This is a genomic window from Serratia sp. J2 (assembly GCF_046269175.1).
In the GTDB taxonomy this organism is placed as follows: domain Bacteria; phylum Pseudomonadota; class Gammaproteobacteria; order Enterobacterales; family Enterobacteriaceae; genus Chania; species Chania fonticola_C.
On record NZ_JBKABN010000032.1, the window covers coordinates 46,995 to 65,125 of the forward strand.

General features: G+C 50.4%; 13 protein-coding genes and 5 pseudogenes. 11 read left to right on the plus strand and 7 right to left on the minus strand.

Annotated elements, in window-relative coordinates; translation table 11 throughout:
- Positions 1–23: 23 nt before the first annotated feature.
- A complete protein-coding gene (locus tag ACKWMY_RS24190; RefSeq protein ID WP_024529039.1) occupies positions 24–455 on the minus strand; it encodes a YhbP family protein in 432 nt (143 codons plus the stop codon).
- A 429-nt stretch (positions 456–884) separates the two neighbouring features.
- Here ACKWMY_RS24190 and speFL point away from each other — a divergent pair, with 429 nt between their 5' ends.
- The 3 genes from speFL (at position 885) to potE (ending at position 4,989) form a co-directional block, all read left to right on the plus strand.
- Positions 885–989, plus strand: a complete 105-nt coding sequence (speFL, locus tag ACKWMY_RS24195) for a leader peptide SpeFL (protein ID WP_112363015.1) — start codon at positions 885–887, stop codon at positions 987–989.
- Positions 990–1,277: 288 nt separating this feature from the next.
- Positions 1,278–3,440: an ornithine decarboxylase SpeF gene (gene speF, locus ACKWMY_RS24200; RefSeq protein ID WP_409487203.1), complete on the plus strand. Its 2,163-nt coding sequence runs from the start codon at positions 1,278–1,280 to the stop codon at positions 3,438–3,440.
- Between the two features lie 232 nt (positions 3,441–3,672).
- On the plus strand, positions 3,673–4,989 hold the full coding sequence (potE, locus tag ACKWMY_RS24205; RefSeq protein ID WP_021807501.1) for a putrescine-ornithine antiporter: 1,317 nt from the start codon (positions 3,673–3,675) through the stop codon (positions 4,987–4,989).
- Between the two features lie 75 nt (positions 4,990–5,064).
- On the opposite strand, the gene ACKWMY_RS24210 is transcribed toward potE, so the two are convergent.
- Positions 5,065–6,495 carry a 6-phospho-beta-glucosidase gene (locus ACKWMY_RS24210; protein ID WP_409487204.1) on the minus strand — a complete coding sequence of 477 codons (1,431 nt, stop codon included), beginning with the start codon at positions 6,493–6,495 and terminating at the stop codon, positions 5,065–5,067.
- A 37-nt stretch (positions 6,496–6,532) separates the two neighbouring features.
- A complete protein-coding gene (gene ascF, locus ACKWMY_RS24215; protein ID WP_161712705.1) occupies positions 6,533–7,972 on the minus strand; it encodes a PTS cellobiose/arbutin/salicin transporter subunit IIBC in 1,440 nt (479 codons plus the stop codon).
- Between the two features lie 198 nt (positions 7,973–8,170).
- Here ascF and ACKWMY_RS24220 point away from each other — a divergent pair, with 198 nt between their 5' ends.
- Complete coding sequence (locus ACKWMY_RS24220; protein ID WP_409487205.1) at positions 8,171–9,190, plus strand: LacI family DNA-binding transcriptional regulator; 1,020 nt, start codon at positions 8,171–8,173, stop codon at positions 9,188–9,190.
- An 80-nt stretch (positions 9,191–9,270) separates the two neighbouring features.
- On the opposite strand, the gene ACKWMY_RS24225 is transcribed toward ACKWMY_RS24220, so the two are convergent.
- Both ACKWMY_RS24225 and ACKWMY_RS24230 read right to left on the minus strand, forming a co-directional pair.
- Entirely contained in the window at positions 9,271–9,396 is a 126-nt protein-coding gene (locus tag ACKWMY_RS24225; protein WP_409487206.1) for a hypothetical protein, read from the minus strand.
- A 605-nt stretch (positions 9,397–10,001) separates the two neighbouring features.
- Positions 10,002–10,499, minus strand: a pseudogene (locus ACKWMY_RS24230) (IS1 family transposase).
- Positions 10,500–10,704: 205 nt separating this feature from the next.
- On the opposite strand from ACKWMY_RS24230, the gene ACKWMY_RS24235 reads away from it, so the two are divergent.
- From ACKWMY_RS24235 to ACKWMY_RS24260, 6 genes and pseudogenes are all read left to right on the plus strand, one after another.
- Positions 10,705–11,265, plus strand: a complete 561-nt coding sequence (locus ACKWMY_RS24235) for a fimbrial protein (protein WP_409487207.1) — start codon at positions 10,705–10,707, stop codon at positions 11,263–11,265.
- A gap of 57 nt (positions 11,266–11,322) precedes the next feature.
- Positions 11,323–12,051, plus strand: coding sequence for a molecular chaperone (locus ACKWMY_RS24240; protein WP_409487208.1), 729 nt, complete (start codon positions 11,323–11,325; stop codon positions 12,049–12,051).
- Between the two features lie 50 nt (positions 12,052–12,101).
- Complete coding sequence (locus ACKWMY_RS24245) at positions 12,102–14,648, plus strand: fimbria/pilus outer membrane usher protein (protein WP_409487209.1); 2,547 nt, start codon at positions 12,102–12,104, stop codon at positions 14,646–14,648.
- 15 nt (positions 14,649–14,663) lie between these two features.
- The gene (locus ACKWMY_RS24250; protein ID WP_409487210.1) at positions 14,664–15,809 is read left to right on the plus strand and encodes a fimbrial protein; all 1,146 of its coding nucleotides are present in this window, start codon (positions 14,664–14,666) and stop codon (positions 15,807–15,809) included.
- A gap of 47 nt (positions 15,810–15,856) precedes the next feature.
- A pseudogene (locus ACKWMY_RS24255) lies at positions 15,857–16,142 on the plus strand (IS1-like element transposase); the annotation flags it as partial.
- Between the two features lie 91 nt (positions 16,143–16,233).
- Positions 16,234–16,389: a hypothetical protein gene (locus tag ACKWMY_RS24260; RefSeq protein WP_409487211.1), complete on the plus strand. Its 156-nt coding sequence runs from the start codon at positions 16,234–16,236 to the stop codon at positions 16,387–16,389.
- A 78-nt stretch (positions 16,390–16,467) separates the two neighbouring features.
- Here ACKWMY_RS24260 and ACKWMY_RS24265 read toward each other — a convergent pair.
- Positions 16,468–16,682: pseudogene (locus ACKWMY_RS24265) on the minus strand (transposase); the annotation flags it as partial.
- 60 nt (positions 16,683–16,742) lie between these two features.
- On the opposite strand from ACKWMY_RS24265, the pseudogene ACKWMY_RS24270 reads away from it, so the two are divergent.
- Positions 16,743–16,880: pseudogene (locus tag ACKWMY_RS24270) on the plus strand (IS110 family transposase); the annotation flags it as partial.
- Between the two features lie 349 nt (positions 16,881–17,229).
- Here the strand turns inward: ACKWMY_RS24270 and ACKWMY_RS24275 are convergent.
- Positions 17,230–18,082: pseudogene (locus ACKWMY_RS24275) on the minus strand (IS5 family transposase).
- Positions 18,083–18,131: the final 49 nt, after the last annotated feature.

An 18,131-nucleotide genomic window follows, 5' to 3' on the forward strand; every position in this document is an offset into this window, starting at 1 on the left:
ATCCTTAATATTCAGCTGGTTTGTCAACGTGCCCAGTGCAGTTTTTTGCCAAAGCCCAGGGTGTTATCGGTCATCTTCACTTCCTGCAACGCGATCTGCCAAATAGGCGCTTTCATCACCTTGGCCACCGGGAAGCGTTTGCAGTAGCGTGTTCGGGCAAGTTCAGCCTCGTCTCCCGCCAACAGAGTGATTTCCCCCGCATATTGTACCCCTTTGATCAACGCAATGGTCTTGGGCTGGGGGGCAATAGTGCCAACCACCCGGTTGTTCCTTTGCATCAGTTCGCCGTGGCGGGTATGCGGCTCGGTCATCAGCCATAGCGCCATGCGCTCGGCATCGAATACGTAAAAGCAGTTGGCGCACCACATTGCCGTGCCATCACCGGCACACAGCGTGAGCACATGCTGCTTACTGAGAAAACGGATAATGTGCAGCCGATCTTCGCTCTGATTCAACGTAAGTTCTCCTTTTCACCTCCGCCATCTTACCCGCAGATTTGAAGGCAGTCACAATTAGCGACAAATTATGCCCAACATAAAACTAGCATATTCATTGGCAATCCATGCATCTTTATGCAAGATAAACCTGAGCGCAGTAATAACAAATAAAAAACATCCTAGCTCTATTCCTGCTATTACCTGTTTATATTAAAGGCGGTTTTCAGGGGTTGAGTTAGCCTAAGCCAAATTTATCCAGTCCGCTGGCTCCATTTGTAGCAATTGCTTCACATATGCCTTCGCTGCAGAATTCATAGCTATTCACTTCGATGCATAGAAATTGAATAGTTAAGTATAAATCGCATAATTAACGTGATCTGCATCACTTTATTTCCGCATTTAGGGGATAAAATAGCGCCAAGTCCGAAACCCATAGGTAGATGGAAAATGGAAAACAACAACAGAAAGATGGCTCACATCCGACGAACTACACATATTATGATGATGGCTCACCGCAGCTGCTTTAGCTTTGCCTTTTTTAACTTCAGATAAACTCCCTCCTCTGCGTTCTTATTGCGTCTTGCAGTCAGACCTATGCCAACGATCATTCCCTGCGCCTGACGGCGACGGTATCGCTATGTTTTTGTTCAAAACAGAGTGGATCCGGCATAATTGCAACCTCGTTTAAGAACCCAAAAAAGATTTCGTCAAAATAAACTCGTAACCTAATTATGTTCGATGAACATGATTATGCTCACGCATACCTTTATTTTAACGAAAATACTTCCTGGCAAAGACCTTATTTGCCGGCGGGATATTTTCGCCTGAAGAATGATAAAAATGAACAAACTAAAAATTGCAGCGAACCAAAAAACTCTCTCTTGTTTTGAAACCACACGTGAAATTAGCGATGTGCACCACAGCGACTTTAATGACGTAGCCGCCATCGTGCTTTCCGTGCAAGACGTACAGCAAGGCCTGGTGGCACAGCTGGAAGAAACCGGTTTAAACATCCCGATCTTTGTCGCCGTCTGCTGTGAAGAAGAACTGGATAACGCCGTATTACCGGCGCTGAACGGCGTTTTTGAACTCTGTGGTAAGAACACCCAGTTCTACGGCAAGCAACTGGAAGCCGCAGCGGTAAAATATGAAAGCGAGCTGCTACCGCCGTTCTTTAATACCCTGACCCAATATGTAGAGATGGGTAACGCCACCTTCGCCTGCCCAGGCCATCAGGGCGGTGAGTTCTTCCGCAAGCATCCCGCTGGCCGCCAGTTCTTTGATTTCTATGGCGAAACGCTGTTCCGCTCCGATATGTGCAACGCCGACGTTAAGCTGGGCGATCTGCTAATCCACGAAGGCGCGCCTTGCGATGCACAAAAACACGCCGCCAAGGTGTTCAACGCCGATAAAACCTATTTCGTGTTGAATGGGACTTCGGCTTCCAACAAAGTAGTGACCAACGCTCTACTGAGCCGTGGCGATCTGGTGCTGTTCGACCGTAACAACCATAAGTCCAACCACCATGGCGCGCTGATCCAGGCCGGGGCAACGCCGGTATATCTCGAAACAGCACGTAACCCATTCGGCTTTATCGGCGGCATCGATGCTCACTGTTTTGAAGAAGACTATCTGCGCCAGCAAATCCGTGAAACTGCACCGGAACGCGCTAACGACGCTCGCCCATTCCGCCTCGCGATTATCCAACTGGGTACCTACGACGGCACGATCTATAACGCCCGCCAGGTCGTCGACAAGATTGGCCACCTGTGTGACTACATCCTGTTTGACTCTGCCTGGGTCGGCTATGAGCAGTTCATCCCAATGATGAAAGACTGCTCGCCACTGCTGCTGGAGCTGAACGAAAACGATCCAGGGATCATCGTTACCCAGTCGGTACACAAACAGCAGGCCGGCTTCTCACAAACTTCGCAGATCCATAAAAAAGACAAGCACATCAAAGGACAAGATCGTTACTGCAACCATAAACGTTTCAATAACGCCTTTATGTTGCACGCGTCCACCAGCCCATTCTACCCGCTGTTTGCCGCACTGGATGTGAACGCTAAAATGCATGAAGGCAAGAGCGGCCAGCGCCTGTGGAAAGAGTGTGTGCGCATCGGCATTGAGTCGCGCAAAATGCTGTTGGACACCTGCACCATGATCAAACCTTTCGTACCGGAGCAAATCGACGGTAAACCTTGGCAATCCTACAGCACTGAAGCCATGGCCAACGACCTACGCTTCTTCAACTTTATCCCTGGCGAAAAATGGCATGCCTTCGAGGGTTATGAAGAATCACAATACTTTGTGGATCCCTGCAAACTGCTGTTGACCACGCCGGGCATAGATACCGCCAGCGGCGAGTATAGCAGCTTCGGTATCCCAGCCACCATTCTGGCTAACTACCTGCGCGAAAACGGTATTGTGCCCGAAAAATGCGACCTGAACTCCATCCTGTTCTTGCTCACCCCGGCGGAAGATATCGCCAAAATGCAGCATCTGGTGGCGCTGATTGCCCGCTTCGAAAAACACGTCGAACAAGACTCCTTGCTGAGTGAAGTCCTGCCGACCGTGTACAAGAACAACGAAAAACGTTACCAGAACTACACCCTGCGCCAGCTGTGCCAAGAGATGCACGATCTCTACGTCAGCTACAATGTGAAAGAATTGCAGAAGGAAATGTTCCGTAAGAGCCATTTCCCACGCGTCGCCATGGATCCACAAACCGCCAATACCGAATTCGTACGTGGCAAGGTGGAACTGGTTTCTCTCGCTAAAGCCGAAGGCCGCATTGCCGCTGAAGGGGCATTACCTTACCCACCGGGCGTGCTGTGCGTAGTCCCGGGCGAAATCTGGGGAGGCTCTGCTCAACGCTATTTCCTGGCACTGGAAGAAGGGATTAATTTATTACCTGGATTCGCTCCTGAATTACAAGGCGTGTATATCCTGCAGGATGAAGATGGCTGGAACCGGGCTTACGGCTATGTCATGAAAGCGTAATTAACTTTACCGGAGGCGGCATATTTCCTTGCCGCCAGACATATTTAGCTATTCCCCAAATTTCAAAAAGAATCCATACCCTATGGATATCAAGTTGCAGCTAGGCGACAAGCTATCTCATCCCCAGGAGCTTACGTTTTTGTACGTGACTGGGGTGAGATAGCGTAGGTAACAACGCTGCAGCTTGAAAGACGACGGGTATAATTTGAGGAATATAAGAGCGAGAATAATCATGAGCAAATCCAATAATAAGATGGGGGTTGTGCAATTAACGATCCTGACAGCGGTCAATATGATGGGGTCCGGCATAATTATGCTGCCAACCAAGCTGGCCGAAGTGGGGACAATCTCCATCGTTTCCTGGTTGGTGACTGCCGTAGGCTCGATGGCCTTGGCCTATGCGTTTGCCAAATGCGGCATGTTCAGCCGTAAATCCGGCGGGATGGGCGGCTATGCCGAGTACGCTTTCGGTAAATCTGGCAACTTTATGGCCAACTACACCTATGGCGTTTCGCTGCTGATCGCCAATATCGCCATCGCCATTTCTGCCGTGGGTTATGGCACCGAGCTGTTTGGGGTTGCCCTGACACCCTTGGGCATCTGTATTGCCACTATCGCAGTGCTGTGGCTGGCTACGGTTGCCAACTTCGGTGGCGCACGCATCACCGGGCAGATCAGCGGGATCACCGTCTGGGGGGTGATTATTCCGGTAGTCGGTATCTCGATTATCGGTTGGTATTGGTTCAGTGGCACCGCTTATCTCGCGGCCTGGAACCCGCATGCGGTGCCAACCTTTGAAGCCATCGGGTCTTCTATCTCGATGACTCTGTGGGCTTTCCTCGGTCTTGAATCTGCCTGTGCCAATACCGATGTGGTAGAAAACCCGGAACGTAACGTACCTATCGCCGTACTCGGTGGCACACTGGGTGCCGCAGTGATCTACATTGTTTCCACCAACGTGATCGCCGGTATCGTGCCAAATATGGAACTGGCTAACTCCACCGCGCCGTTTGGCCTGGCGTTCTCACATATGTTCAACCCAACGGTCGGTAAAATCATCATGGCGTTGATGATCATGTCTTGCGTGGGTTCGCTGCTGGGCTGGCAGTTCACTATCGCCCAGGTATTCAAATCCTCTGCCGACAGCGGCTTCTTCCCGAAAATCTTCTCTAAAGTCAGTAAATCAGATGCGCCAGTGAAAGGCATGCTGACCATCGTGATTATTCAGAGCGTGATGTCGCTGATGACCATCAGCCCGTCACTGAATAAGCAGTTTAACGTGCTGGTTAACCTGGCCGTAGTGACCAATATTATTCCGTATATCCTGTCGATGGCCGCGCTGATTATTATCCAGAAAGTAGCCAAAGTACCGGAGAACAAGGCGCGTATTGCCAACGTGATTGCCGTGATTGGGGCGCTGTATAGCTTCTATGCGCTTTACAGTTCCGGTGAAGAGGCAATGATGTGGGGCGCAATTGCTACATTCTTCGGTTGGACTTTGTACGGGTTGGTTTCACCTCGCTTTGAGATGACTGAGAAGAAGGTGTGAGAGTTGATAACAGAGGGCGCTGCATGCAGCGCCCATAAAGTTTATGTCTAAATGGGCACTTCGATGCCCATTTTGCTAACTCAAATCCGCCCCATTGCTGGCGATCACCTTCTTATACCAGTAAAACGATTTCTTTCTGGTTCTGGCCAAGGTGCCATTGCCTTGGTCATCGCGGTCCACATAGACAAAGCCATAGCGCTTACTCATTTCCCCGGTAGAGGCAGAAACCAGATCGATGCAGCCCCAGGAGGTGTAACCCATCACCGGGATACCATCCTCAATAGCGTCCGCCATGGCTTTGATATGCTCACGCAAATAGCTGATGCGGTATTCGTCGTCGATCTCGCCCTGCGGGTTGATTTCGTCCTTCGCTCCCAGGCCGTTCTCCACCAGGAACAGCGGTTTCTGGTAACGGTCATACATCATATTCATGGTGATGCGCAGGCCCAGTGGATCGATACCCCAGCCCCATTCACTGGCCTGGATATGCGGGTTTTTCAGCGATTTGACGATATTGGCCGCGCTGCTGTTGTGCTCATTCATATCAGCCGAGGCACAGCGGGAGGCGTAATAGCTGAAGGAGACAAAATCAACGCTGTTTTTGAGGATCTCACTGTCGCCTGGCTCCATTGCTATAGTGATACCCTTTTCCTTAAACAGGCGCTTGGTGTATGACGGGTAAGCGCCGCGAGCCTGAACGTCGATGAAGAACAGGTTCTCGCGATCTTTCTCCAGCGCAGCCCAGACGTCTTCGGGTTTACAGGACCAAGGGTAGAAATTGCCCCCCGCCAGCATGCAACCAACCTGATTGTGCGGGTTAACCTCATGGGCAATTTTGGTCGCTAACGCACTGGCCAACAGTTCATGATGCGCAGCTTGATATTTCACCTGCTCCTGATTATCGCCTGGCTCGAACACCAGCCCCGCGCCGGAGAACGGGCTGTGCAGCAGAATATTGATTTCATTAAATGTCAGCCAGTATTTCACCAGCCCATCAAAGGCCTCAAAACAGGTGCGGGCGTAGTGCGTGAAGAACTCCACCATTTTCCTGTTGCGCCACGAACCGTATTCCCGCACCAGATGCATCGGCACATCAAAGTGGCACAGCGTGACCAGCGGTTCGATGCCGTGCTTTTTGCACTCGGTGAAAACGTCGCGGTAGAAAGCAATCCCTTCCTCATTCGGCACCGTTTCGTCCCCGTTAGGGAAAAGACGGCTCCAGGCGATCGAAGTACGGAATACGCTGAACCCCATCTCTGCCATCAGGGCAATGTCATCTTTATAGCGATGATAAAAATCAATGCCGACATGACTAGGGTAGAACTCGTCTTCCCGCAGCTCAAAGCGCTTTTCCTGGCCCAGTTTTACCGCCAGCCGATCTTTGCCATGAGGGATCATATCAACCGTGGTCAGCCCTTTGCCGCCCACAAGATAAGCGCCTTCGGCCTGGTTAGCCGCTAGTGCACCACCCCATAAAAAGTCTGCGGGGAAAACAGATGCTGGCATAAGATACCTCTTCTCAAATATGCATTTTTACAACAGGTTATACGGATAACGCGGGCGCTGATTTAGCTTTTTCACTTTCCGCCTCTTCGGTGACCGGGATATCTTCAAAGCCCAGCAACAGCGTAAGGATGAAGGAAAGCACCACCGCCAAAATCATCACGCCAAACACCCAGACAATGGTCATTGGGTTGGCCGGATCAAAGAACTGCACGCTGGTAAACAGGCCCGGAGAGGCCATCGAGTGGCTCGCCAATCCGGCAATTCCGGCCACGCCGCCGCAGACAAAACCACTGATCAGCGCCGCGATAAGCGGACGCTTCAAGCGTATAGCCACCCCGTAAAGCGCGGGTTCTGAAATCCCGGCCACAATCGCCGATGCCGCAGCGGCCAGCGCCGTTTGACGCAGCTCCGGGTTTTTGGTCCGCCAGGCAACCGCCAACGATGAACCGCCCAGCGAGAGGTTGGCACCAATTTCAGAGGGCATCACCATGCCTTCTTTGCCGGTTTCCGCGATGGTTTGAATGATGGTTGGCGTAAATACGCGGTGCATCCCGGTCATGACCAGCAGCGGCCAAAGCCCCCCCATAATCGCTACAGATAGCCACCCCAAGTAGCTGTGAATGGTGTACACCAGCGCGGAAATGCCACTACCAATCCAGATGCCCAGCGGGCCAATCAACAAGATGGCAATCGGCGCAGAGATCAGCACGATCAGCATCGGTTTGAGGAAGTTTTTCGTCACGGCTGGCGTGATGCGATCGACCCATCTTTCAATGTAGGAGAGCAACCAGGTCATGAACAACGCCGGGATCACCGTGTAGGTGTATTTCACCGCAGTGACAGGTATGCCCATAAATTCAACCTGTTGGCCCTGCGCGGCTTTCGCCATCAGATCGATAAATGCGGGATGAACCAATACCCCGGCAATCGCAATCGCCAGCGACATATTGGTTTTGAATTTTACCGCTGCGGAAGCGGCAACCATCACCGGCAGGAAAAAGAACGCCCCGTCGCCAATAACGTTGAGGATAATCAGCGTCGAGGAGCCTTTGCCGAACACGCCGGTCATATCGAGGATCATGGCGAGCAGTTTCACCATCGAGCCGCCGATAATGGCCGGGATCAGCGGTGACATAGTGCCAATCAGCGCGTCCAGGATCCCCGCACCGATACGTTTGAGAGTGATTTTGCTCTTTTCCGGCGCCGGTGGCTGGGCTACCGCCCCTTCGGGCAACAGTTTCAATACTTCGGCATAGGCCTGTGAAACGGTGTTGCCAATGATCACCTGACACTGATTTTCGCTTCTTACCACACCCAGTACGCCACCAATTGCCTTCAGCCTGGCGGCATCGACGAGGGTGTCGTCGTTGAGCACAAAGCGTAAACGCGTCATGCAATGAGTCACCGCCGCGACGTTACTCGCTCCCCCAACTGCATCCACTATCGATCTTGATACTGCCGCATAATTCTTAGACATGAGGACAACTCTCATAGATAGGTAACCGGTTTCACACAAGAGTGTTGATATTAAGATTGCAGATCAACCTATAAATTTTTTTATTGTCTATTTTGTGATAATGATCGACATGAATGGGTTCGAGAAACTGCAAAGGGTCTGCTCTAATGCGATTGAATGTGTAGAATGGGGATAATTGTTAAAAGCCGGGAAAAACCAATGTCTACCATGCAGGAAGTGGCAAAAAAAGCAGGCGTCTCAAAAGCCACTGTTTCGCGCGTTCTTTCCGGCAAAGGGTACGTCAGCGAAGCCACCAAAGATCAGGTGTTTAAAGCCATCGAAGAAGCGGGTTATCGTCCCAATCTACTGGCGAGAAATCTGGCCACCAATAAATCCCAGTGCATTGGCCTGGTGGTCACCAACACCCTCTATAACGGCAGTTATTTCAGCGAGATACTTTCCCAGGCGGCGCAAAAGCTGGAGGACAACGGTCGCCAGTTGATTTTGGTGGACGGCAAACACAGTGCCGCAGAGGAGCAAGAGGCGATCCAATTCCTGCTCGATTTACGCTGCGACGCCATCATCATCTACCCGCGTTTCTTAACCATCGAAGCGATGGACGACATCATTGAGCAGCACAAACAACCCATCATGGTGGTTAACCGTAGGCTGAGAAAACATCACAGCCACTGCATCTGCTGCGACCACAAAGGAGCCAGCTTTAAGGCAACAAAATACCTGATTGAGCAGGGCCACCGGAATATCGCCTTTATTACCGGCTCACTGGATTCGCCAACGGCGATTGAGCGATTATCCGGTTATAAAGAAGCCTTGAATCAATATGATATCGAGCTTGATGATAAACTCATCTTTAAAGGAAAGTGGACACCAGCCAGCGGTGCGGCAGCGATGGAGTCCTTGCTCAAGGATAAAATCACGTTTAGTGCAGTACTGGCCAGCAATGATGATATGGCCATTGGTGCCATCAAGAAATTGAACGAGGCGGGCATTGCCGTCCCCAATGAGGTCTCCGTGATCGGCTTCGATAATATCCCAACGGCTCCCTATCTCTCCCCGGCGTTATCCAGCGTTAAAGACCCGGTGAGCGATATGATGAGCGAAGTGATCGACCGGCTGATTGCAATGCTAGACGGCGGCTATCTGTCGAAGGACAACGTTTTTACTTCGGAGCTGCTGGTTAGAGATTCTGTTGCTAAGGGACCTTTTTGGGAGCAGTGAGCTAGCGGGCACAGCATCCGGAGCCCACGCGCACGGGTTATTTCAACCTCGTCCTATACCAACAGCGTAATTGCCGCCGCTTATTGATCCCCTTTGATCAGCACAATGGTCTTGGGCAAAGGCAAAATTGTGTCAACCGCCCGACCAATCTGCCGCATCAGGATGCCGTGGTGGGTATGCGGCTCGGTCAATAGCCTCAGCGACATGCCCTCATCATCGAAAACGTAAAAGCATTTGACGCACCAATTATCCAGACAAACACCAGCACGGAGGCAATTGTAATCTAATAATTAATAACATATAACAATAATCCTCCAGATAAAGTTGATTAAAAAAATCCAGACTCGAAAAACCGAAGTGTTACGGATTGAATTTCAGTGAAATTATTCTATTTTCTATATAGTTAAAGTATAGATCTTAAGCGCAAATCTGCTTTTCATACGAAAAAAACACCATAAATCGGCCGCATCAGTACAAATGACCATAAATTATGATATTTAAGTGCGAAAAATAAAAACAACCCCAACAATAAGTTTAAAGCCCTGTATTTATAGAGCTATGTGCCGCCAACCCATAAAAATAAGAATTTACTTAAAAAAATTAAGACTTTTCAGTGTTTGGGTTATTTATTTTCCCAGGCTTAGTGACTTACATTCCCAAGGTAAACCAGAAATATTAATGGGAGCAAAAAACAGAGAGCACAAGGTATTAGCAAGGTAATTGACATAATTAAACAACCAAACTATCTTATGCGCCGAGCTTGGTACTTAATCACCAATTATTAATAACCGAATCGAGTCGTGACTCAGATTTATTGATAGTGATGAATAGTCAGATAGCAACCAATGATCTTACCGTGCATTTCCGCTGAATTCGGAAAACAAATTGTTCTGCAGGTCGGTCGTTTGATATGTGGCGAAGATTAAGATTATGTCGTTCTATCCGTTGGGTATATTTCTTGCTCACCATGTGGCTTGTTGCGCTCAACAGTACCTTAAAAACCAGCCAAGCATCTGTCATATAAATGGCAATATTAAATTTGCTTAACGGGACCAACAATCGTTGCCGGGGCTAGGCATTTCTCAGGCCAAAAAATTGGGCCAGAGCACGTTTGCGGATACGGTCATAAACGTAGAACAACCAACGGAGATTGCCTTTGCACCGCACGTAAGGCAACCGTTCATCGCCATATTAAAAATGGCTTGGAGTGTCTGGTTTAGCACCGGAATAACTAAAGTTGAGCTGAAAAAGCTTTAGGCAGCGCTTGCAAATGTAACGTTGGGCACCCGATGCTGAATGTCCGTTACATTCTTACACCATGGGTTTTATTGCACTAAGGGCAGACCACATCAACTTTTGCCATGGTTTACATCCAAAGCGCAGAGCATACGCGATCAGTAAGTCTGCATCACGGCCAAGAAGTAAAACAGCGTTCATGATGCTGTGACGGGATCTATTTGTCGAAATTCATGAAAAATCAATATGGTAATTATATTTTCTAAGGATATGAAAAAATGAAAAAAACAGCTATCAGTCTTTCTCTGTTAGTGGCAATGGGTCTCGCTACTGTTGGTGCTCAGGCGGCTTCCACCGGCACGATTATGTTCAATGGCGAACTCACAGATACCACCTGTGACGTGGATGTCAATGGTCAGGGTGCAGACGCGACGGTAACACTGCCGACGGTTAGTGTGAACCAATTAGCTGCCAGCGGTGATACTACCGGCCGTACCTCGTTCAACATGAACCTGTCTAAATGCGTTATCGGCACCACGGGCGGCCACTCCAAAGTATCAACATTTTTCCAAGCGGGTAGCACAGTTGATCTCGCGACTGGTCGCCTGAAAAACGTCGGCGGTACCGCGACTAACGTCGGCCTGCAGTTGTTGGATGTGTCTGGCAACTATGCTGCTATTAACATCGGTAATACCGATCAGGTTAACGATACCGCTTACGTAGATATCAACGGCGATGGTACCGCACTGCTGCCGTATGCCGTTCAATACTTCGCAAGCGCTCAGACCACCCCAGGTACGGTAACCAGTAGCGTCATTTATAACCTGCAATACAAATAAGGTCTTACTTTGCGGTTTTCGGGGGGAGGTTTCCCCCCGCTTTAAAGGAGGTGGAAGATGTTACCGCAATCGATTCGCGCCATGCGCTTTTGGGGGCTGTGCTTTTTGGTGTTCGTTTCATGGCCGAGCTTGGCGAATATAATCGTCAGCGGCACGCGCGTTGTTTACGCGGGAAATGAAAAAGAGGTGACAGTCAAGTTATCCAATACGGGAAATATGCCGGTACTGGTTCAGAGTTGGATTGACAACGGGGATATTGATGCCAAGCCGGACCTTATTCAGGTGCCGTTTATCCTAACGCCGCCGATTAATCGCATTAACCCGAATAAAAGCCAGACGTTGAGGATGAGCTATACCGGGACGCCAGTGCTGCCGGAAAACAAGGAGTCTGTCTACTGGCTCAACGTGTTGGAAATTCCTGCGTTAAAAGAAACGGCTGCCGCTAATCGTCTACAGGTGGCGTTTCGTACCCGGATAAAAATCTTCTATCGCCCGGCGGCCATTGCCGACAGAGTGGCCGCGTCACTGGCTGCAGAGAAACTGGCCTGGTCCGTTGAAGGCGGGCAGTTGAAAGCGACCAACTCATCACCCTACTTCGTCTCACTGGTTTCCATCACGGTAAAGCAGGGGGGCCGACAGAGCGGTATTGCAGGGGAAATGGTACCTCCTCAAGGAAGTTACCTTTTTAAATTTAAAGAGCAGTCCCTGATTCGGTCTGGCGCAGTCATTTCCTACGAGTACATCAATGATTGGGGCGCTGTGAAAATGGTGGATTCCCCTCTGTAGCACGTAAATCTCAGGACTAATAATAATTCAGTAAACAGGAATGTTTCATAATGCGTCATCAATTTAGCTATTCGCTGCTTGCTACGGCGGTCATGGTCGCCATGATGACCACCGTAAAGGCCAATACCGTTCTGCCAAAGAAGGTAGCTGGTATCAATGTGGACAGGGAAGATTCCGTCCGTTTTGATCCGGTTTTTCTCAATACTTCAGAGACGGTAAAAGTAGATTTATCTCGCTTTGAGCTTGGCGATTCTGCATCACCGGGAAGCTGGCCGACAGATATTTACGTTAATGATGAGCGGGTGGCGCATGAACATGTGCTGTTTGTCGAACAAGCAGATAAGCGGGTGATACCCTGCTTGTCGCGGGACATTCTGAAGAAGATCAATCTAAATTATGGCCAACTGCCAGCCTCGTTTAACGAGGCGCTAGCCCAGGGGCAAGAATGTCTCCTGTTAGAGCAGTTGCTCCCTCAATCTCGGGTGGCATATGACTCCGGCTCACAACAGTTGGATATCAGTATTCCCCAAGCCATGATGAGCAACACGGCGCGTGGCTATGTGAGCCCTGAACTGTGGGATAATGGTATTCCAGCTATTCTGCTAGGTTATAATGCCAGCACCTATACTAGCCGCACACAGGGTAAAAGTTACACCTCGTCGTACGCGGGTATCAATGCCGGTATGAATATCGGTGCCTGGTATTTTCGCCATGATGGCAACTATAACTGGCAGGAGCGTGTTGGCGGTCACTATCAATCGGTGAATAACTACGTTCAGCGCGACGTTCCTGCGATCATGGGCCGGGTACGCCTGGGCGAAACCTCCACCGGTGGCCAGCTGTTTGACAGCTTACCGTTCCGAGGAATGGAGCTGGTGAGCGACGACCGGATGTTGCCACAGTCGCGGCGTGGCTATGCGCCGGATATCCGTGGAATGGCGCGCACCAACGCGCGGGTGAGCGTACGTCAGAGCGGCAGGTTGCTTTATGAGACCACGGTGTCGCCGGGGGCGTTCGTGATTAACGATCTGTACCCCACCGGATACGGTGGCAATCTGGATGTGACTGTCACTGAAGCGGACGGTAGTGTGCAGACCTTCCAGGTGCCATATGCTTCGGTAGCACAGCTGCTGCGCCCAGGAGAGCATCGCTATGATATTGTGGCCGGTGAGCTCAACGATCCCGCCATGTCGTACCGACCGACACTGTATCAGGCGACCTATCAGCGCGGATTAACCAATATTCTGACCGGTTACGCAGGTATCCAGGGCGGTGGGGCGAACTATTACGCTCTGCTACTGGGTGCGGCCGTCAGTACGCCGATAGGCGCAATTTCCGCCGACGTTACCCAGGCTCGAGCACATCTGAAAAGCACGGATAGTCCGGCTAACGGTGGGCAGAGTTATCAGCTCAGCTACAGCAAATACCTGCCGGATACCGACAGTAACCTGACGATTGCGGCGTATCGCTTCTCGACATCCGGTTACTACGACTATCTGACAGCCATGCGCGCCTTGAATGAAGAGAAACTCGGTGGTACGGCGGCAAACATCTGGCGGCCGAAAAACCGGTTCAACATCACGATGAACCAGGGACTGCCTGCCGGTTGGGGCCAGGTTTACCTGACCGGCTATACCCAAGACTACTGGAACCACACTAACTCGGACCTGCAATACCAGTTGGGGTACAGCAATAGCTTGGGGCTGGTCAGCTTCAGCCTGAGTGCCGGACGAGTGAGGAATATGCGTGGGAGCACGGAGAATAACTGGTTATTCAATATGTCGATGCCGTTGGGGGATTACAGCCGCAAACACGTTCCGATGTTAAGCGCCAGCCTGAATAAAAGCAGTGACGGCAGGATGGGGGAACAGGTTGGCGTATCTGGTACCTATGGTGATGACTATCAGTATAACTACGGCGCAACTGCAACCAATTATAACCGCAGCATCGGTAGCAGTGTAACGATGAATGGCGGCTGGCGTTCACCGTACACCAGCCTGGTAGGCAGCTACGGCGCGGGCAAAAACTATCAGAATATGTCGGCCGGAGCCAACGGCACACTGATCGCCTGGCCAGGCGGCGCGGTAATGACGCCGTATACCGGCGATACCTTTGCGGTTGTGGAAGCGAAAAATGCCAAAGGGGCAAAGGTTGGCGGTTACCCTGGGCTTAAAATTGACCCGTGGGGGCATGCGGCCATTCCTTATCTGAACCCCTATGAGATGAATGAAATCACCATCGATCCGAAAGGGTTGTCGCAGGAAGTTGAACTCACCAACACCACCGAAAAGGTGGCGCCTTATGCCGGTGCGATCAGCAAGGTGGTGTTTAAAACCCGCAAAGGTATCCCGCTGTTGATCAATGCTCGGCAGAAAAATAGCGATCCTGTCCCGTTCGGCGCGGAGGTGTTTGATGACCAGGGGAATAACGTCGGCAATGTGGGGCAGATGGGGCAAGCTTACGTCAGGGTAGAGAAAAATAGCGGGCAGTTGACCGTTAAATGGGGCAGCGAGGCGGAGCAGCAATGCCGGGTAAGTTACAGCGTCGCCAGCGAAACCACGGTGGAATTTAAACGTTTAAGTGCAGTTTGTCATTAACTCCAGGTAGCCAGTATGAAATCCAGACTTATTGCCAGTATTTTTATTGCGGGGGTTTCCTGCGTTTCTAAGGGGTATGCCAACACGCTAATATGTAAGCTTTTTACCGGGTTCCCCGGTGAAAATGCAGTGTTAAATATCGCCGGGACCATTTCAGTGGGTGAAGATGTACCGGTGGGGACAGTATTATATAAGGCCACCTATAAAGCTGCTGTCCCCAGCGGGGTGCATTGTGTATCCCAAGAAAGCTATACTGGACAACAGATAAAATTGCCTTTTGTCGATGATGTGTCATCAGCGCCACTACCGATTGTGCCGGGGGTGCTTAACCCTGTGGGGGGAATCGTTTACCAAACAAACGTACCTGGGATTGGCGTATCACTTAGTGATTATGCTAAATACCCGCATCAACTTTCCAACAATGGTTTTCCTGGTGAGATTGGGGGGGGCGGGACTATTTCGGGAGGTTATATGCAAGTATATATTACCTTGATTAAAACCGGGAACTTTGACGCTGGGTCCGTGAACGGAATAACTTTCCCTACGGCTTCGCGTACGTATACTATACCAACAGAGGAGCCGCAACATACATTCAAGGGATTCCCAATACAGACGAATAGTTTACGTTTTTCAGGGCAGATCCAGGTCGTGAAGAGCACATGTAAAGTCGTTACTGAAAATATTGTTGTTCCTCTGGGCAATTATAAGGTTAGCCAGTTTAATCGTAAGGGGAGCGCTACGGAGTGGAAAGATGCCTCAATCAAGTTAGTTGGCTGCTCCAACGCCAGTCCGGCCTATTACTCAAATAAGAATACCTCCATAGCCATTACCGGAGGGGGGACTTTACCGCTCGGGGTTAAAGATGTGAGCAATCGGATAACCTTTATGATTTCACCGGCCGCAGGGGTCATAGATGCTAGTACAGGGTTGATACAACTAACCTCTTCTTCAAATAGTGCCAGTGGCATTGGTATTCAGATTGGTTACAGTGGTAGTGGGACGGTCAGAGTGTTAAAGCTATCTGCAGAGACCGATTTTACGCCACCGGTTATGCAAGCGACCATGCAGATACCCCTGCTTGCCCGCTATTATCAAACGGAAAACACGGTGACGCCAGGCGTGGCTAATGGGGCAGTGGTGTATACGATTAACTATTTATAGTCCCTGACCAGGAGGAAACGATCAGGAGTACTCTACGCTAGCGGGTCATGACGCAGACTTGCTACTCACGTTTGCTCTGCACTTTGGATGTAACCCATGGTGTAAGATGTAACGGACATTCAACATCCGGTGCCCAACGTTACATTAGCAAGCTCTGCTCCATGCCTTCAACTCAACTTTAACTACTCCGGTGCCAAACCAGACACACACCAAGCCATTGTTAATATGGCAATGAAAGGCTCCGGATGTCGCAATACCGTACGAGTTCTCGGCATGAGCCTCAATACCGTTTTGTGGCACTTAAAAAATTCGCCAAAACAGGTAGCTGAGAATAGCGACCGGCTTTGTTAATGGAATGGTCGCCCCCTACATCTTGTACCACACTGGTACGATAAATCGTCACTACTTGAGCGGAGCGGCCATCATGAACGTTAACACTATCGGCATCGATTTGGCAAAAGAGGTTTTCCAGGTCCACGGAATTGACGAACACGGCAAGCGGTTGTTCAACAAGCAACTCAAACGAGCACAAATGCTTTCCTTTTTTGCCAACATCTCTGGACTGCCCCCACAACCGTAGACATTTCCTGTCCTCACGACGAGGCCTGTTCGAAGGCCTCCGGACTGACGCCGCCGAGATGACTGTGGCACCGGGTACAGTACGTTTAAGCTGCGCTTTCAGCTTGAGGATCTCCGTTCTGGCCTCCAGTAAATCCTGGGCCTGATGTCCGCTGTTATCAGGTTTTACTGAACGCAGCCATTTATAAAGACTGTGTGCCGACACGCCAAGGCGGTCTGAAACGTCGACAACGGAATAGCCCCGCTCAGTGATCTGGCTTCCTTAAATTCAGGAGTGAATCGTGGTGTGCCCATAGACTCCTCCTATGCTCAAAATATAGGCCAGATTTGTCTACGGGTTCGGGGTCACTCCACCCTCCATGTTTGATCGGCATGGAAGCCTGTGCTTCTGCCCACTTTTGGGCTGGCAAACTCATGTCGATGGGCCATAACGTCAAGCTGATGGCCCCTCAGTTCGTCAAGCCCTATGTCAAAACCAATAAGCATGATGCAGGAGTGCTATGCACCAGTGATGAACGTTTAAGTATCTGAGTCAGTAAGACGGAAAAAACACCACCGATTGTTCAGGCAAGCATGAAGTGATGGCAGGACAAGTCAGATCGTGATGGGGAAAACCCGGTTTATTCAAGGCTCCAGAAAGAGCGCTTTGTTGATAGAGGCCTCCATCAGCGTATTCCATCAGGGACAGAGGTGTTTCTTATCACCTCGGCAAAGTCCGGATCTATGGCTGCAATTGACGACCTGCAAACCCACCACAACATATTTAGCTTGGCAAACAGGAGGCGACCATCTACGAATAAATCAGATTTGGACAAAAGAACCCCTGGAATGTGCATATACCTCAGGAAACGCGCACACTTTCAGGCATGCCAGCCTTCGTCATTTTGTTCAGCGCACGCACCATGGCCATAGCCTCCGCAACCTGACTATCGTAATCATGCACCGTCAGTGAACCACCGAACAACTGTTTTACCCTGAACATCGCCGTTTCGGCCACCGACCGTCGGTTGTAAGCCGTGTTCCATTTCCAGTAGGCATTACGTCCTGTAAGCTACTGCCTCGCTACCGCCTGATTTCTGTCCGCGTACTCAGTTGGCCAGTAACCTGCGCGGGCTCGCGGCGGGATCAGTGCCTTGATTTTCCGGTGGGTCTGCCGGATAAGACCCGGGAATGCCTCCGAATCGGTCATGTTGTTCAGTGACAGGTCAGCACAGATAACCTCGTGGGTATCGGCGTCCACGGCGAGGTGCAGTTTTCGCCAGACGCGGCACTTTTCCTGACCGTGCTTTTTCACCTTCCACTCGCCTTCGCCGAAAACTTTTAATCCGGTGGAATCGATAACGAGATGGGCAATCTCGCCGCGTGTGGGGTTTTTAAAAGGGGTGCAGACGGACTTCGCTCGTCTGCTGACGCAGGAATAATCCGGGCAACGAAGCGGGAGCTTCCTTAACGTAAAAATGGAATAAATGAAGCCCTGAGCGGTACGTAGTGTGAATTGAACGACGCGTTTGAGCATAAGTACAGTGGAAATAGCTAATGCAGAATAACGTTGTGAACGCCCTCGTGAAGAGGTTTTTGGGTCGTCGTACCAGGCCTGGATAGGACTTATCAAGCCAGAATGTCAGTGAACCCCTATTGACAAGAACCTTGTTGTAGGCATTCCAGTTGGTGATTTTGAACTTTTGCTTTGCCACGTGATACCGCCAAAGGGGGCAGGAATGTGGTGATCTGATCCTGATTGCG

Bases quoted from the DNA above. Each gene is read 5' to 3' on its own strand.
- speFL (WP_112363015.1), top strand. From the start codon at position 885: ATGGAAAACAACAACAGAAAGATGGCTCACATCCGACGAACTACACAT.
- speF (WP_409487203.1), top strand. From the start codon at position 1,278: ATGAACAAACTAAAAATTGCAGCGAACCAAAAAACTCTCTCTTGTTTT.
- potE (WP_021807501.1), top strand. From the start codon at position 3,673: ATGAGCAAATCCAATAATAAGATGGGGGTTGTGCAATTAACGATCCTG.
- ACKWMY_RS24210 (WP_409487204.1), bottom strand. From the start codon at position 6,495: ATGCCAGCATCTGTTTTCCCCGCAGACTTTTTATGGGGTGGTGCACTA.
- ascF (WP_161712705.1), bottom strand. From the start codon at position 7,972: ATGTCTAAGAATTATGCGGCAGTATCAAGATCGATAGTGGATGCAGTT.
- ACKWMY_RS24220 (WP_409487205.1), top strand. From the start codon at position 8,171: ATGTCTACCATGCAGGAAGTGGCAAAAAAAGCAGGCGTCTCAAAAGCC.
- ACKWMY_RS24225 (WP_409487206.1), bottom strand. From the start codon at position 9,396: ATGTCGCTGAGGCTATTGACCGAGCCGCATACCCACCACGGCATCCTG.
- ACKWMY_RS24235 (WP_409487207.1), top strand. From the start codon at position 10,705: ATGAAAAAAACAGCTATCAGTCTTTCTCTGTTAGTGGCAATGGGTCTC.
- ACKWMY_RS24240 (WP_409487208.1), top strand. From the start codon at position 11,323: ATGTTACCGCAATCGATTCGCGCCATGCGCTTTTGGGGGCTGTGCTTT.
- ACKWMY_RS24245 (WP_409487209.1), top strand. From the start codon at position 12,102: ATGCGTCATCAATTTAGCTATTCGCTGCTTGCTACGGCGGTCATGGTC.
- ACKWMY_RS24250 (WP_409487210.1), top strand. From the start codon at position 14,664: ATGAAATCCAGACTTATTGCCAGTATTTTTATTGCGGGGGTTTCCTGC.
- ACKWMY_RS24260 (WP_409487211.1), top strand. From the start codon at position 16,234: ATGAACGTTAACACTATCGGCATCGATTTGGCAAAAGAGGTTTTCCAG.